This is a genomic window from Parapedobacter composti (genome assembly GCF_900112315.1).
Classification (GTDB): domain Bacteria; phylum Bacteroidota; class Bacteroidia; order Sphingobacteriales; family Sphingobacteriaceae; genus Parapedobacter; species Parapedobacter composti.
This window is the reverse complement of the sequence record NZ_FOLL01000006.1, coordinates 99,837-116,119: the sequence shown is the minus strand read 5'-3', so window position 1 is coordinate 116,119 and position 16,283 is coordinate 99,837. Positions and strand designations below refer to the sequence as shown.

The following is a 16,283-nucleotide window of genomic DNA, read 5'->3' as shown; positions in this document are numbered from 1 at the left end:
GTTAGTGAGGAAAAGAATCAATAAATGGAAAAAAGAAGAAAAAAGGCGCTATTCAGGATACTGTTCATCATCGCTGCCATCGCGATTGCCATAGGTGGCATTATCGCTTATCGCTATTACAAAGGGCTTTTTGCGCCGAATGTCACTGCCGAAGAAGAATACCTGTATGTTTACACACATTGGGATTTTGAAGATGTAATGACCAGTATCGGCGAACTCCATATCGTAGACGACACTGCTTCTTTTCGCTGGGCGGCGAACAAGATGGAATATCCGAACCGTGTGAAACCCGGAAAATATAAACTGGAACCGGGCATGAACAACCGTACGTTGCTCAACAAATTGGGAGGGGGAATGCAGGAACCCGTCAAACTCCGTTTCGAAAATGTAAGGCTAAAGGAGCATTTCGCTGCGATACTGGCCAGCCAGCTTGAGCCGGATTCCATCGCTTTCATTGATGTATTGAATAACGACAGTATCGCTGCGGGATACGGGTTTGACACTGAAAATTTCTTCAGCATGTTCATCCCCAACACCTATGAGTTTTACTGGAACACCTCCCCTGAACGCTTTGTGGAAAGGATGCACGAAGAATACCAACGGTTCTGGAATACGCAACGCCGGGAAAAAGCCGCTGAACTGAACCTGACACCACAGCAAGTGAGCATATTAGCCGCTATCGTAAAGGGCGAAGCACTGCACACCGATGAAATGCCCACCATAGCCGGCCTGTACCTCAACCGGCTACGAAAGGGAATGCTGTTGCAAGCCGATCCCACTGTCATTTTCGCGACCGGAGATTTCACGATCAGGCGTGTGCTTTACCGGCATCTCCGTACAGATTCACCGTATAACACATACTTATACCGCGGCCTGCCGCCCGGTCCTATCATGATGCCCAGCATCGCTTCCATCGATGCTGTGTTGAATCACGAGCGTCACGATTATATCTATATGGTAGCCAAAGACGACTTCTCGGGTTATCATAACTTCGCCGTTACGCAGGCTGAACACAACAGGAATGCACGTAAATTCCAGCAGGCACTGAACGAACGAAACATCATGCGCTAATGTATACCTTTGAAACAAAAGTGAGAGTCCGCTATGCTGAAACCGATCAAATGGGATATGTCTATTACGGCAATTATGCCACTTATTATGAAGTAGGCCGTGTAGAATTGTTCCGGAGTCTCGGATTTTCATACAAAGCACTCGAAGACAGCGGCATCATGCTACCCGTAATGGAGCTCCGCTGCAAGTATTTGAAACCTGCACGGTATGATGAAGAAATCACCGTAAGGGTACATCTTCGGGAAAAACCCGCCGTTAAAATCAAGTTTGAATACGAGTTGTTTAATCCGGGAGGCGAGTTAATCAATACCGGTTATACACAGCTGGTTTTTGTCGACATGAAGCGCAACAAGCCCTGCATGGCACCCGCGGGTTTTCTGGAACGGTTGCATACGTATTTTAATTGACAATGGGTTGGGCTCACCGTACGTTATTGAAATTCAAGCCCTATTGGCTGTTTATCGAATGGAGCAAGGCCGTGGTGCTGCCAGGGTTTGGTTCATTGCCGCTCTATACAGTAGCTACGTTTTTCTTTCAGGAAATTGCCCGGGAATCAATTCTTAACAAAGCATCCTCATTGGCCTATAATTTTATGCTGGCCATTTTTCCCGGCATTATTTTCCTCTTTACACTTATTCCTTACATCCCCATAGCTAATTTTCAGGAACAGTTGCTTGATTTCATGGAAGTGGTGATGCCTGAAAATGCATTCCTGACTGTTGAATCGACCTTAGAAGATATTGTCAAGAACCAGAACAGCGGCTTACTCTCCATTGGTTTCATCTTGGCTACGTTTTTTGCCACCAATGGGGTAAGTTCGTTGATGTTGGCCTTTAACAAGGCCTCTTTGATTGCCGAAAGCCGTTCCTGGGGGCATCAGCGGCTTGTTGCTGTCGGTCTGACGTTGATGATCATCATCGCGCTTACCATAGGTATGACCATCTTCACCCTTGCGGGTTACATTGTAGGGTACCTTAGAGAGAATATAACAATCAACGCTTCATTTTGGCGATTCATAATTGCCGCAGCGCGCTGGTTCATCCTGTTCGGCATCTATTTTTTCACGGTAAGTATATTATATAAATTCGGTCCCGCCTCGTCGCGCAGATGGCGGCTCTTTAGTCCGGGCGCCATGCTGGCCACTATCCTGGCTATTCTTACGTTTTCAGGTTTTGCCTTTTACATCAATAACTTCAATGCTTACAACAAACTTTACGGTTCTATCGGAACATTAATCGTTATCATGATCTGGCTTTACCTCAATTCCTTGATTCTACTGGTGGGTTTCGAGTTGAATGCCGCGATCGCATTATCCAAACAGAGCATAAAAATTGTACGTCCGCGGGCATTCAACACCTTTAAAAACCCGAAGGCCGATGCCGGATGAGTTTTATTCGGTTGCCCGGGGAGTAAACAGCCTTGGGCCGCTACCCGTCGGGCAATCGAAATATAATCGTAGGACGCTATTGCATGCGTAACGTGTCTGCTGGTACGGTAGATGCTGCTGCTGAATCCTGATCATTGCCCCCGCCTTCCGGCGCTTTATCTATGAGTTCCATAAACTGATCCAGCTTGGGGGTAATGATAATCTGCGTGCGGCGGTTGCGAGCTCTCCCGCTTTCGGTAGCATTGTCAGCAATCGTATTATATTCACCCCGGCCAGCGGCAGTGAGCCGCCTGGGGTCTACTCCGTATTCGTTTTGCAATGCCTGCACTACCGAGGACCCTCGCAAAACACTTAAATCCCAGTTATTTCGGATATTTGGCTTGGAGATGGGCACATTATCGGTATTACCTTCCACCAGCACATCATAATCCTTGTAATCCATGATGATTTTGGCAATCTTGCTAAGGGTCTCCCCTGCTCTTTCTGAGATCTCGTAGCTACCTGATTTATATAGCATATTATCGGAAAGCGAAATATATACAACACCTTTCAACACTTGCACATCTACGTCTCGCATCTCCTCTCGGCTGAGCGAACGGGTTAAACGGTTGGTCAGCACCATATTAAGTGAGTCGCTCCGGTTCTTGGCGTTAACCAAGTGCTGGATATACCGATTCGACGCATTTATCTCATCCACAAGCTTGGAAATATTCACATTGCCTTGATTCGACGAAGCTAAACACTTATCCAGGGCATCCTGTAACGCTTTGACATTGGCCCTTTCCGATGCAATCTGATCCTCCAGGCCACTTACTCTGGTGGTCGTTGACGAAAGTTTTTGTTGAGCCTCCTGATAGCGTTTATTCAGCTCCTGTTCTCTCGTCTGCATTTCGTTGTATTCCGTTTGCAATGATTGATATTTTTTGTTGCTTACGCATCCTTGCGTGAAAGGGAGCGCAAGCATAATGGCGACCCCATATATCCATATTCGTTTCATAACAATCCTCCTTTGTTCATCAACCTAATTAATTATATGATATGCCAACTTGATGCCAAACTTTCACACAGCAAAACACAGCGCGCACCGAATGTCACCCGCATCGCCACCATGCTCATCATTAAATTTGAAATAATAACTCCCTATAAATAAAAGTTTTTCATACCTTTGCAGTCCTGATAAAAATCGGGAAAAAGGAGACAAATGAATTAATGGCAAAAAAACAAGAAGCAGAAAAGGAACTGGCAGCAAAAAAAGCTGAACTCCATGACGCCGAGGACACCTTGGTGAAGGAGAAGGAAAACATCGAGTCGGAAGCCGATTCGACGTTTATCGATGAAATCAAATCGAATGCTTGGAACACCCCTGAGGATGATTTTGACTGGGACAAGGATGAAAAAGGTTTCGGCAATTACAGCGACGAAGAGCGCGCTAAACTGGAAAACCTCTACGCCGGCACGTTCAATTCCGTCAACAAAGGGGAGATCGTGCAAGGCACAGTGGTTTCCATCAACAACAAAGATGTGGTGCTGAACATCGGTTTCAAGTCGGACGGTTTGGTATCCCTTTCTGAATTCCGTGACACCCCTGATCTGAAAGTGGGCGATGTGGTAGACGTTTTCGTTGAATCACAGGAAGACGCCAATGGTCAGTTGGTGCTTTCACGTAAGCGTGCCAAGACCCAGAAATCATGGGAAGAGATCAATGAAGCACTTGAAAACGACACCATTATAACAGGTTTTGTGAAAAGCCGGACCAAAGGAGGACTCATCGTTGACATCAAGGGTGTAGAGGCATTCTTACCGGGTTCACAGATCGACATTAAACCTATCCGCGATTACGACATCTACGTGGGCAAAACTATGGAATTCAAGGTGGTGAAAATCAACCATGAATTCAAGAATGTAGTTGTATCACATAAAGTACTTATCGAGGACGATTTAGAAAACCAAAAATCAGAAATCGTTTCCAAACTCGAGAAAGGACAAGTATTGGAAGGTACTGTCAAGAATATCACCGATTTCGGTGTGTTCATTGATTTGGGAGGTGTAGACGGCCTGTTGCACATCACCGATATTTCTTGGGGCCGCATTGAGCACCCACGGGAAGTATTGCAGCTTGACCAAACCGTCAACGTAGTGGTCTTGGATTTTGATGATGAGAAAAAACGTATAGCGCTGGGCTTAAAACAACTGACCGAACATCCTTGGGAATCCCTGGATACGTCGTTGGAAGTTGGTTCAAAGGTAAAAGGCAAAATCGTAACCGTAGCAGACTATGGTGCATTCCTCGAAATCACCCCGGGCGTAGAAGGCCTGATACACGTATCGGAAATGTCTTGGTCGCAAAATCTGCGCAGTCCACAGGAATTCCTGAAAGTGGGCGATGAGGTTGAAGCGGTTATTCTGACGCTTGATCGCGACGAGCGCAAGATGAGCCTCGGCATTAAACAACTGACTCCGGATCCCTGGAAGAATATTGCGGATCGTTATCCTATTGGTTCTAAGCAAAAAGCGGTCGTAAAGAATATGACTAACTTCGGCGTATTTGTTGAACTAGAAGAGGGTATCGACGGTTTGATTCATATTTCGGACCTTTCCTGGTCTAAGAAAATCAATCACCCCAACGAATTCACCAAAGTAGGCGAAGAGCTGGAAGTGGTAGTGCTGGAACTTGACGAGGAAAACCGCAAACTGAGCTTGGGTCACAAGCAATTGGAAGAAAATCCATGGGATACATTCGAAACCATATTCACGCTGGATTCCATCCATCAGGGAACGGTTATTAAAGTCGGCGAAAAAGGCAATATTGTTGCACTTCCGTATGGCGTGGAAGGGTTCTGCCCGGCCAAGCACAGCGTAAAAGAAGATGGCAGCGTATTGAAACTGGACGAAACTTCCGACTTCAAAATCATTGAATTCAACAAAGAAAACAAACGTGTGGTTATTTCGCACTCCCGTATCTGGGAAGATCAACGCGCTGAAGCACGGATGGAAGAATTCAATAACCGCAAGAAGGAAGCAAAAGCCGCTTCCACCGCTGTGAAGAAAGTAAAAGAGTCTGTTGAGAAGTCTACCTTGGGTGACCTTGACGTACTCGCCCAACTGAAAGAACAGCTGGAAGACGAAGAAAGCGGAAAGAAAGCGAAAAAATAATTCGCATAAACTTTCATCACTTATCCCTCCTGCCTATCACATTTGGCAGGAGGGTTTTTTTTGTTTCATAGATTTTTGTGCTGTTTTGTGCTGGTCAAAATTGAATAAAAAAACCCTGCCGCTGAAACGCGTATAACCTTTACTGGCTTAGCGCGTTCCAATGGCAGGGCAGGATAGGCTTGCAAATTCCGGCACAATCCCATAGCTTAAGCATAAGCGGGGCGTCCGGGTCGCATGGCACTTCCCCTATCCGATAATTGCGTTGAGCGTTTTACTCGGCCGCATCGCATGGCTGGCCTTTTCATCGTCAGGAAAATAATAACCGCCGATATCCTGAGGCTTGCCCTGAGCAGCAATCAGCTCATCATTTATTATATTTTCGTTTGCTTTCAACTGTTCAGCAATCGGGCGGAACCCGGCTTTCAGCTCAGCGTCGTTATCCTGAGCCGCTAATGCTTCAGCCCAATACATGGCCAAATAAAAATGCGACCCCCGGTTGTCCAATTGCCCGACTTTACGTGCAGGCGATTTATCGTTTTCAAGGAACTTCTCCGTAGCCGTATCTAACGCCTCGGCAAGTACCAGCGCCTTGTTATTGCCCTGGGTCTGACCGAGATGTTCCAATGAAACGGCCAACGCCAGAAACTCACCCAATGAGTCCCAACGAAGGTAACCTTCCTGAACGAATTGTTCTACGTGCTTAGGGGCAGAACCACCGGCTCCGGTCTCAAATAGTCCACCTCCATTCATAAGCGGCACGATGGAAAGCATTTTGGCTGAAGTTCCAAGCTCCAAAATTGGGAATAAATCGGTAAGGTAATCCCGTAAAACATTCCCCGTTACGGAAATCGTATCCTCACCCCGCCGGATACGGTCCAAGGAGAACTTCGTCGCCTCAACAGGGCTAAGAATGCGAATATCCAATCCCGTTACGTCGTGGTCTTTTAGGTAAGTGTTTACTTTTTCGATAATCTGTCTATCGTGTGCGCGCTTATCGTCCAGCCAGAATACGGCGGGCGTATTAGACAGGCGGGCCCGGTTTACAGCCAACCTTACCCAGTCGCGAATTGCAGCGTCTTTCGTCTGGCACATCCTAAAGATGTCACCGGCTTCAACCTCCTGCGCCATTACTACACGACCCTGGCCGTCTATCACCTGTATTGTTCCTTTAGCCGAAGCTTGGAATGTCTTATCGTGTGATCCGTATTCTTCAGCCTTCTGAGCCATCAGCCCAACGTTTGAAACCGATCCCATCGTTGCAGGATCAAATGCTCCATGTTGTTTACAGTCGGCTATAGTGGCTGCGTACACGCCCGAATAGCAGCGATCGGGAATCAATGCAACCGTGTCCTGCAACTGCCCATCCTTGTTCCACATCTTTCCTGAACTGCGTATCATTGCCGGCATGGACGCATCCACAATCACGTCAGATGGCACATGCAGATTGGTAATACCCTTGTCGGAATTAACCATGGCAAGATCCGGACCTTCCTCAATGGCCTTCGCCAGTGCGGCTTTCACTTCTTCCTCCTTCGGGTGTCCGGCTATTTTGGCGTATACATCACCCAAACCGTTACGGGTGTCTACACCGAGTTCTTCAAACAGCTCAGCATATGCCGCAAACACATCCGCAAAATAGACTTCCACGATGGCTCCAAAAATAATCGGATCAGACACTTTCATCATGGTCGCCTTGAGGTGGGCTGAAAGCAGGACACCGGCCTCCTTGGCCGCCTGTATTTCCTTTGCCACGAAGTCCTTCAATGCGCTGATGCGCATCCGTGCAGTGTCTATCACTTCGCCAGCCTGCAGAGAGGTAGCGCCTTTTAGTTGCACTCTGGTCCCATCCTCGCCCACAAATTCAATGGTAAATTCGGTGGCTTCCCGTACGGTGAGTGATTGTTCGCTTCCGTAAAAATCACCATCCGGCATCGATGCAACCCGTGTTTTGGAATCAGCGGACCAAGCTCCCATGGAGTGCGGATGCTGTCTGGCATAATTCTTTACCGCGCGTGGCGCGCGGCGGTCGGAGTTGCCCTCCCGCAGTACAGGATTTACGGCCGAGCCGAGAACTTTGGCATACTGTGCTCTAATAGCCTTTTCTTCTTCCGTCTTGGGTTCTTCAGGATAGTTGGGCACGGCGTAGCCCTTGGCTTGCAGTTCCGCTATAGCGGCTTTCAGCTGCGGTACAGATGCTGAGATATTGGGCAACTTAATGATGTTGGCCTCAGGGGTCGTGGCCAGTTGGCCTAGCTCGGCCAGGGCATCGCCTATCCGTTGATCTTCGGTCAGGCACTCGGGGAAATTAGCGAGGATCCTCCCAGCTAACGATATATCTTTTTCCACAACCGATATGCCGGCTGCGGCTGTGAAAGCCTTGACAATGGGCAAAAATGAGTACGTGGCCAATAATGGGGCCTCATCTGTCTTGGTGTAATGGATTTTTGCGTTTTCAGACATAGTATGCAATGTATAGCTTAAATTAGGAAATTGCTGCTCGCTACCATCGAGCGGTCACAAACTTATACAAATTGACGTGCATATCCAAACAGCAATTTGCTATCTCGTGCCGGCCAGTGCATTTATCTTGCCAAATCGTATTTACTCCCATTTATTCTCAGTTTGCCGTCATCCAGTCGCCTTTGGATAAAAGCCAGCCGCGCCTTTTCGTCGCCCGATTTAAGCTGCAGCACCAATTGTTCGAGGGTGAGCGGCCCATCTGCGAGTACCTCCGTTAGTTCAGCCATCAATTTATCCTCTAAATCAACTGTTTTTCGAGCTGCCAAACAGCAATCGCATACACCACAAGGCGCCGAGTGCTTTTCACCGAAATAAGCCAAAAGCATTGTGCTTCGGCAAACCTGACCGTCGAGATAACCGAACACAGCATCGAGCTGCGCTGATAAAATACGCTTGCGCTGGCGGATAAAGCCGCTGTCGATATGTAGCCGTTTGTCATCAGTACGGGGGCGCAGGAACTGGATCTGCGGACTGTCTGTCCGCGCGATATATGTCAGAACTTCCAGTTTCTGAAGATGGTTCAACATATTAACCACTGTATTCAAATCCCTGCCGACCCTGCGCGCAAGTTCATGTTCCCGGATGGGAATAAAGTGGTCAAACGCGCCGCCGTGGCTTCGCAGTATCACCTTGATTAGACTGTCATACGCTGCATGTTCTACTTGGAATTTATACAGGTCCTGCGGCCCCGCCTCAAACTTAATACGAGATGGCAGGTACACCGTCTCGGTAACAGCGATCCACCCATCCCGCTCAAGAAACTTGAGCGCGCTAAGGGCTGTCATTACATCCAGTTTATACCGCGAACAGAAATCGCCCACATCAAAGTTCAAACTAAGGCCTTCGCCCGCTCCATACGCCAGTTGGTAGTGATTGCCCAGATGTTGGTAAATCCGTTTGATAAAATCGATAGAAGGAAATCCCAGTTCAAGGTTCTTTTGCAGGCGTAACCTGTCACTTTGGTGATGCAGCAGCACAGCATATGCCTTTTTGCCATCCCTGCCAGCCCGACCGGCTTCCTGGTAGTAGGCCTCAAGCGAATCCGGCACATCCAGGTGAATAACAAAGCGAACGTCTGGTTTATCTATCCCCATGCCAAAGGCATTCGTAGCGACCATTACCCGGACATCGTTGGATTTCCAGGCCTCCTGCCGGCGAGCGCGTTCCAGCGTGTCCAGCCCGGCATGGTAGTACGCCGCAGATACACCTTCATGGGCTAAAATCCGTGCCACTTCCTGCGTTTCACGCCGATTGCGTACATACACGATGCCGCTACCGCCAAGTTTCCGGATAACCCGAAGCGTCCTGCCTATCTTATCTTCCTCATTGAACGCCATGTAAGCCACATTCTCCCGAAAAAAACTCTTGCGCATCACATTCGGCCCCGAAAAGGCCAGTTTGGCTTGGATATCGTCTATCACCCGACTGGTGGCGGTGGCGGTTAGCGCTAGAAAAGGCACCTTTGGATGGAGCTCCCGTAATATCACAAGATTAAGGTAAGACGGCCGGAAATCGTACCCCCACTGTGATATGCAGTGTGCTTCGTCTATGGCGAAGAGGTTAACCTTCATGTGCCGGATTCGTTCTTGCACTAATTCACTCGCTAACCGCTCGGGAGACAGGTATAGGAACTTAATGGGCCCATAAATACAATTATCCAAGGCAATGTCTACCTCACGCTTGGTCATACCCGAAAAAATAGCTACCGCTTCAATGCTTTTGGCCCGAAGGTTTTCCGCCTGATCTTTCATTAATGCAATCAAAGGTGTCACCACTATACAGATCCCGTCGAGGACCATACCCGGCACCTGGAAACAAATAGATTTGCCTCCGCCGGTGGGCATTAGTGCAAGCGTATCGCGCCCGTCCAGTACCGACCGGATAATCTCTTCCTGTAACGGCCGGAACGACTCATACTTCCAATACTTACGCAGCACTTCTATACTGTTCATGGCAAATGGGCTTCCTCGTCCCAAACATAAGCAAAATTGTTCTTCAACACATATACCGGAATATCCATAGCCTCGGCTTCGGCTTTCAGCCGGGCGATGGTGACGTCATTATTTGAACCATCCAGCACCAATCGGCGGCAGCTGACCATCTTCGTGAGGGACTCCAATGCTATTGAAGGATTATTCCGGAACAGCAAAATGTCAACAGCCAGATGTCCTGTAAAAGACTCCCGGCCGTCATATATCATCATGCACCGGCCACCGAACTGGATAACGGGGCCGCTCACATAAACACGTCCATCGCCATAACTGCTCCCATACGGTATGAAACGGACGGCCTTTTCAGGAACATGGGCTGTTAACTTAGGCCTAACCGAATAATTTACTTTACGGTCGTCAGGATAAGCTAAATTGGAATACAGCCACGCATTTCGTTGCCCAATCAGTCCAATAGCGATATCACCCTGCACATTAAAGACAACCATCTCATCCCTGTCGTGTTGGGAAAACCACGACATAAACGAAGACAATGTCCATAACACCATACATACCCCTGCGCATACCGCCCATCGCTTGCTGCGCAAGTTCATCGCCAAAACAAAAGCCACCAGCAATCCATACATCAACGGAAGCTCCCACCAAGGCACCCAAATGCCATTGACAACCGACCCCGGCCATCCTTCAATAACATGCAGCGCCCTATTCACCGCCAGAATCAATTGCTCCAAAACTACCGCGATTACCGAAGCAAAGGGAACATACGGAATGGCCAACAATACAAAACCCAGGTACATAATTGCACTTACGGGTAAAACGACCAGTAAGTTAGCAGGCAGAAAGTAAAGCGGAAAATGATGAAAATGGTAAGCCGCCAGCGGCCCCGCACCGGCCTGAGCGGCCGTTGACACCGACGCATATGCTAACACAGGCTTGGTGAACCGGTTACCTGACGGTACTGCCTGACGGAAGAAAGCGTAAAGAAATACGATTCCCAGTACGGCTAAATAGGACAATTGAAACCCGATATATGCAATGAACTTCGGGTGATATAACAATAAAAAGAAAGCGGAAGCAGCTATGCTGTTATAAATCCGAGACTGCCGTCTGAATGTGGCTCCCGCTATAACGAAACTGGCCATCGTAGCCGCCCGTAAAACGGATGGAGAAAATCCGGTTAGTAACGCATACCCCCAGACGGCGAGAAGCAGAACCATCAATTTAGCCACACGGAGGGCGGTACCCCTGTCCATCCACCAGAACAGCCTTGAAAAAAGCCAATATACAATAATGACATGCATACCGGATACACTCAGCACATGTATGGTTCCGGTATTGGAAAACGCCTGGAGCAATTCCTCCCGCAGTTCAGCACGGTAACCCAATATTAATGTGGAAGCGATGGACAAGGCGTCCCTGTCTCGGATATACCGTGAAAATTTCGCAACCATTTGCTGACGTACCGAAAGAGCGTATGCCCGAAGAGCAAGACCTTTGTCTTTGCCAATCTTTTGCACTTCATGCAGCGGGATATAGGCCTGATGCCAGCAATTCCGGTTAGCCAGAAAACTCCGGTAATCAATTTCCCCGGGATTGTAAGGAGGCGGCACCTGCCGATATGTTGCAGGAACAATGAGTTCATCGCCGTAGGTAAAAGCGATGGGTAGGGTGTCCGCACGATGGATGGTGAGCATAAGCGTGCCCCGTACCGCCGCCATGCCACTGTCGCCATACACGTGAGTTACCATCAGCGGAAAACGTATGGTTTCTCCCCGTACGGTCGGTTCATCACCAACATAACCGACCAATGCCGCGGCGGGATAATGACTAAAATGCTTTCGATCGATGCCGGGGTGCGGCTGCCAGGTCCTAATTAAACCTGCGGCTGCCAAGGAAACCAGAACCAGAAGACCCAATACCCCGTAATGTTGATATTTCCGTAAACGCGTGTACCATAGCATCCCCATGAAAATCAGCACTACTGCCGCCAACAGTCCGCATACCGTTAAATAAACCGTGCGGTTTGGTTCCGCTGCATAGCCGAGACTTATCCCAACCAACAGCGCAAAAAGCAAACGGGCAAATGGTACATGCCCTCTATGTATCGGATTTGGCAGCATACAAATTTCCAAGTTGCATAGCTATCCGCTCAAGGTTTACGGAGGTCGCAGCCAGCGCCTCCTCCAAGGTATCTGGCCCATTGTTTATGGCCAGTAACGCATCAAAATACCGATTCAGTTCCGCACTGACGGTGACGGGAATCCGGCCAGCCAGGCCGATAACAGGCACCCCGTTACGCTTTGCCCGGCGGGCTACTCCGTAAGGGCCCTTACCGTGCAACGTTTGCTCATCAATACTGCCCTCGCCGGTAATTACCAAATCTGCATTCCTCAGAACATCGTCGAAACGGGTTATGTCAAGAAAATAGTCGATACCTTTTACCAAGGTTGCCCCTACTATTCCGTACCAGCCTGCGCTTGCGCCCCCAGCTACGCCCCCCGACGCTAGGTCGGCTACTGCAATACCGGTTTCTGCCTGTATGACCACGGAAAACCGATGAAGCAGCGCCTCCAATTGTGCTACCATAGCCAAGTCTGCGCCCTTCTGGGCTCCGAAAACACGAGCGGCACCATTTTTACCGAGCAAGGGATTGTCCACATCACACAGTACCGTAACGTTACAATCCAGCAACCGCCTGTCCAGAGCCGACCGGTCAATCGTCCTCAGCTTTCTCAAACCAGCAGGAAAATCAGTTATTTCGTTGCCTTCGTCATTGATAAAGCGTACGCCCAAAGCGGCAAGCATGCCGCTTCCACCGTCTATGGTCGCGGTACCTCCCATCGCAATGACCAAATCCCTGGGATTAAGGTCCAATGCGGCCTTTATAAGTTGCCCCGCGCCGACAGACGAAGCTCGAAGCGGGTTCCGTTCGTCAGACGCCAGAAGGTGCAGTCCGGATGCCGCCGCCATTTCGATGACCGCCATGCGCCTGTCGGCTATCCATCCAAATCCGGCGCTTACCGATCTTCCCGAAGGATCAGTAACAACAGCCTCTACCTGTTCGCCGCCCAACCGATTAACAAGCAGTTCGCCAGTACCGTCGCCCCCATCGCCTATCGGAAAACATGTACATGAACAATACAGTTTGCTTGCCAGCAGGCCCGTTTGGATGGCCTCGGCAACTTCGCGGGCATTTAACGCGTTTTTGAATGCATTCGGAGCTATAAGGACGTGCATAATCATCTAATCAGGGTTTGTAAACATACCGAAAATACTTACATTTCAATCCATGCTAAAACCTCCATCGAACTTGTAACCGTACATCCGAACGTCTGCTCCCTTCGATGGTGTCTAGTCCGCTGCCAATCTCTGCGGTGCCCCGGTAGACAGACAAGGCATATCGGAGCCATACGTCCGTCATACGGCCGAACCGCCGGCGCAGGTTGATGTAGGTACGGATCCCATTTTGATGGTATAATGGGAAGGAACCGGCATACAGCACATCGTTTTCATAAGCATAAATACGAGAATTGTAGCTCGGCGTATTGAACACCGCAATACGGGCATTGCCGCTCCATCGCCCGTTCATCGGTTTGCAAATGACATCGTGGTAAACCAACCAACCAATCTCCAAAGGCGCAGCTTCCTTTCGGTAATAGGATGATTCTATACGGCTGCGCATCTGCCATACATCGTTTACCTTATACTGCCCGCTGATGCGCATCTGCTGCCGAACAACGGGCACCACGGTATGGTGTTGAAGTTCCGCAGACGTGTTCTCTTCGCGCTGGCGGAAACGGTAACGAACAGAAACATTGGCTTTTTTATACCAGGTATAAGTAAACTGGCTGAACAGATCTATTCCCCGTGATGGCGCGTCTACGCGATAGCGTAACCACGGGAAACGGAAAACATCGGCGTATAACACCCATTCCACGGTTCTGCTGGGATGGTATACCAGCCCCGAGTAAAATCCGCGCTCATTGAACGCGGTGTTGCTTTCTGCAATGCCCTGATTGAAAAACGAATGATAGTCCGGCCGGTAATTGCGGTAATGAAGTCCCAAAGAAAGGTGCGGATGCAGGGACGCCATGAGCCCATTCACGAAAGCATAGCCACTTCCCAAGCTATGGGCCGCTTCGCCAAACAGGTATACCCCATGCAGTGAATAATTATAGTATAAACTGGTGTTCCAAAGGCGATCACCATTGAATACGAAACGGTTACGCAACTGTGAAGGCGCCGTCACCTCAGCATCTAAACGGGTGTGGAATACGGCACTGCCTATCCGCAGTTGCCGATGCCGGTACTGCACATCAGCGCCATACACCCATTGTTTCACTGCGCCGCGGCCGGCAACCTCCGAAGGTGTTCGGTGTAAACCCGTCTCACCGAAAGACGTGACGATAGCGCGTCCATCAGCGGTGTGGGAAACCGAACCATCCATACGGCGCCACGAAAAGAAAGGCGTGATCGCGAAACGCCCTGAGCCAATAGTAGCGGCTGCCCCTCGCAGGAACCGGATTTCGTTGGTAGATGTATAGGGCCGTATGCCCGTAGCCTGGCGGGCCATGCCGTGCATTATGGCACTCTTGCCGAAACCAAGCCCATTCCACATGGCCGCTCCCTGCCCCAGCTGCAGGGCATAGTCGCCTATTACAGCGTGTTGGAGCATACCCTGGTTGCGCACATACAGGCTGCCGGAATAAAAATCGAAACCATATCGTTGCGCGCCGCTGAAAAAGGCTTCCCCTGCGTCCTTTTTCATATTAACGGCAAACTGGATATCCCGGCTTAGGTGAAGCCGGTAACGCACCAACAATTGATCAGGACTACCCAGGTAACGTGATCGGGCTTCATCTGTGATGGTATACCCGCGCCGCTGTTGCAATGTACGGCCATACCGGACCATGAGTTCATGCCTCCCGGCACGTAATAGGCTATCCAACCCTATTTCCCGGAGTGACGAACGTGTATCCACGCTAACATAAGGCATAAGCCACCGCAACAACCGTTCCTCCACCCCATCAATAACCTGCAACTCATATACTGACAAAAAACGCCCGGTATACTCGCGGTAAGCCAACAGGTTCTCGACAAACGATTGCGGCAGAAACTGCAATTCCAGCAACTCTGTCCCATCAGTACGGTTTAGATCAATAGGATGATTTTGATAGTAGTGCAAGCGTTCTACCAATTCTGATAAATCCACGTCCTCTGGCAGTTCCTCTGCAGTCAATTCCATCAACTGTTCCACCCATATATCCGGTTCGGTCTGTGCCTTCAGCACACTCACCAGCAAAACAGCGATAAGGGTTATGATCAATTTATCTAAACGCATAGCACACACCTATTTGCGGAGATGTACCTAAACGGGGATGAAAAGTTGCCGCAGCATCGAAGACGAAATGCCGCCAGACGATGCCGAAGCCGGCATGCTGCAAAACCGGGTTCACAGAAAGCCCGCCGCGCAGGCACAATACCGTTCCTATTTGGTATTCCAATCCCAAATGCCCGCTAAGCACTTCTTCCTCACTTCGGTATGCCGCATCGGCCGAAAGCCTCACCTCACCCATGGGATGGCTTATTCCGAATATGGCGTAAGCCGGAATAGTGCCATATATATCCTGCCCGTAACGTGCGCTACCGATGTTGGTATATTGGAATCCCACCGCTGTACCTTGCTCCAATGCATACTGCACACCTAAATCGACTGAGAATGACCTATTGGTTAAATAATATGGAATAAAAAGCTGATGAAAAACGGTAGAAAGCCCTACAGAAAACTGCGGGCCAAATCGTTTGGCCAATGTAAAGCCACCCCTGAGTTCCTGATACCCCTGCTGTATGCCATACCGGCTGGCGGCAACGCCAAACGTACCCAGACGTGTAGGCAGGCCCAACATAGCCTGTTGCGTGGCAATATCTGTTGTAAGAAAATGATATTGATGCGTAATGGTAGCCATAGGGCGATCCATTCCGGCTAAGCCTGCCGGATTCGCCGTCAAGCTATATATTCCCTGAAGGGCCGCTCCCGTATGACCCATGGCCTGGTATCTTGGTCCGAGGTAGGTCTGGGCGTTGCATCCAAAGGAGATCAGAAGGAGTATGGGCCACCTGCTAATCATGCAGGTGAAGATATAAAAAAAAAACGGATGTAAACGAACAAATGTCCGTAACATCCGTGTTATTCCACTTTAGCC

The 16,283-nt window shown here is 49.3% G+C and carries 11 protein-coding genes; 4 read left to right on the top strand and 7 right to left on the bottom strand.

Annotated features, from left to right (window positions below):
• Window positions 1-24 precede the first annotated feature (24 nt).
• The 3 genes from mltG to BM030_RS08545 are packed head-to-tail and all read left to right on the top strand — an operon-like array spanning window position 25 to window position 2,458.
• Window positions 25-1,071, top strand: a complete 1,047-nt coding sequence (gene mltG / locus BM030_RS08555) for an endolytic transglycosylase MltG (protein ID WP_090973176.1) — start codon at window positions 25-27, stop codon at window positions 1,069-1,071.
• Window positions 1,071-1,478, top strand: a complete 408-nt coding sequence (locus tag BM030_RS08550; protein WP_090973175.1) for an acyl-CoA thioesterase — start codon at window positions 1,071-1,073, stop codon at window positions 1,476-1,478. Before mltG ends, BM030_RS08550 begins: the two co-directional genes overlap by 1 nt.
• A 2-nt stretch (window positions 1,479-1,480) precedes the next feature.
• The gene (locus tag BM030_RS08545; RefSeq protein ID WP_090973174.1) at window positions 1,481-2,458 is read left to right on the top strand and encodes a YihY/virulence factor BrkB family protein; all 978 of its coding nucleotides are present in this window, start codon (window positions 1,481-1,483) and stop codon (window positions 2,456-2,458) included.
• A gap of 76 nt (window positions 2,459-2,534) precedes the next feature.
• Here the strand turns inward: BM030_RS08545 and BM030_RS08540 are convergent, their stop codons facing one another.
• Complete coding sequence (locus tag BM030_RS08540) at window positions 2,535-3,455, bottom strand: OmpA family protein (protein WP_090973173.1); 921 nt, start codon at window positions 3,453-3,455, stop codon at window positions 2,535-2,537.
• Window positions 3,456-3,667: 212 nt separating this feature from the next.
• Between BM030_RS08540 and rpsA the strand changes: the two genes are divergently transcribed.
• Window positions 3,668-5,611, top strand: a complete 1,944-nt coding sequence (gene rpsA, locus BM030_RS08535) for a 30S ribosomal protein S1 (protein ID WP_090973172.1) — start codon at window positions 3,668-3,670, stop codon at window positions 5,609-5,611.
• 246 nt (window positions 5,612-5,857) lie between these two features.
• On the opposite strand, the gene BM030_RS08530 is transcribed toward rpsA, so the two are convergent.
• From BM030_RS08530 to BM030_RS08505, 6 genes are all read right to left on the bottom strand, one after another.
• Window positions 5,858-8,071 carry an NADP-dependent isocitrate dehydrogenase gene (locus tag BM030_RS08530; RefSeq protein ID WP_090973171.1) on the bottom strand — a complete coding sequence of 738 codons (2,214 nt, stop codon included), beginning with the start codon at window positions 8,069-8,071 and terminating at the stop codon, window positions 5,858-5,860.
• 122 nt (window positions 8,072-8,193) lie between these two features.
• Window positions 8,194-10,083 (bottom strand): RecQ family ATP-dependent DNA helicase, encoded by a 1,890-nt coding sequence (locus BM030_RS08525; RefSeq protein ID WP_090973170.1) that lies wholly within the window; start codon window positions 10,081-10,083, stop codon window positions 8,194-8,196.
• The gene (locus BM030_RS08520; protein WP_170845675.1) at window positions 10,080-12,140 is read right to left on the bottom strand and encodes a ComEC/Rec2 family competence protein; all 2,061 of its coding nucleotides are present in this window, start codon (window positions 12,138-12,140) and stop codon (window positions 10,080-10,082) included. The genes BM030_RS08525 and BM030_RS08520 overlap by 4 nt, the downstream gene beginning before the upstream one ends.
• 37 nt (window positions 12,141-12,177) lie before the next feature.
• Window positions 12,178-13,317, bottom strand: a complete 1,140-nt coding sequence (locus BM030_RS08515; protein WP_090973259.1) for a glycerate kinase — start codon at window positions 13,315-13,317, stop codon at window positions 12,178-12,180.
• A 55-nt stretch (window positions 13,318-13,372) separates the two neighbouring features.
• Window positions 13,373-15,421: a ComEA family DNA-binding protein gene (locus BM030_RS08510; RefSeq protein ID WP_139215853.1), complete on the bottom strand. Its 2,049-nt coding sequence runs from the start codon at window positions 15,419-15,421 to the stop codon at window positions 13,373-13,375.
• Window positions 15,408-16,208 carry a PorV/PorQ family protein gene (locus BM030_RS08505; protein ID WP_139215852.1) on the bottom strand — a complete coding sequence of 267 codons (801 nt, stop codon included), beginning with the start codon at window positions 16,206-16,208 and terminating at the stop codon, window positions 15,408-15,410. Before BM030_RS08505 ends, BM030_RS08510 begins: the two co-directional genes overlap by 14 nt.
• Between the last annotated feature and the right edge of the window lie 75 nt (window positions 16,209-16,283).

Bases quoted from the DNA above. Each gene is read 5' to 3' on its own strand.
- BM030_RS08510 (WP_139215853.1), bottom strand. From the start codon at position 15,421: ATGCGTTTAGATAAATTGATCATAACCCTTATCGCTGTTTTGCTGGTG.
- BM030_RS08505 (WP_139215852.1), bottom strand. From the start codon at position 16,208: ATGATTAGCAGGTGGCCCATACTCCTTCTGATCTCCTTTGGATGCAAC.
- BM030_RS08550 (WP_090973175.1), top strand. From the start codon at position 1,071: ATGTATACCTTTGAAACAAAAGTGAGAGTCCGCTATGCTGAAACCGAT.
- BM030_RS08515 (WP_090973259.1), bottom strand. From the start codon at position 13,317: ATGCACGTCCTTATAGCTCCGAATGCATTCAAAAACGCGTTAAATGCC.
- BM030_RS08540 (WP_090973173.1), bottom strand. From the start codon at position 3,455: ATGAAACGAATATGGATATATGGGGTCGCCATTATGCTTGCGCTCCCT.
- BM030_RS08530 (WP_090973171.1), bottom strand. From the start codon at position 8,071: ATGTCTGAAAACGCAAAAATCCATTACACCAAGACAGATGAGGCCCCA.
- rpsA (WP_090973172.1), top strand. From the start codon at position 3,668: ATGGCAAAAAAACAAGAAGCAGAAAAGGAACTGGCAGCAAAAAAAGCT.
- BM030_RS08545 (WP_090973174.1), top strand. From the start codon at position 1,481: ATGGGTTGGGCTCACCGTACGTTATTGAAATTCAAGCCCTATTGGCTG.
- BM030_RS08525 (WP_090973170.1), bottom strand. From the start codon at position 10,083: ATGAACAGTATAGAAGTGCTGCGTAAGTATTGGAAGTATGAGTCGTTC.
- mltG (WP_090973176.1), top strand. From the start codon at position 25: ATGGAAAAAAGAAGAAAAAAGGCGCTATTCAGGATACTGTTCATCATC.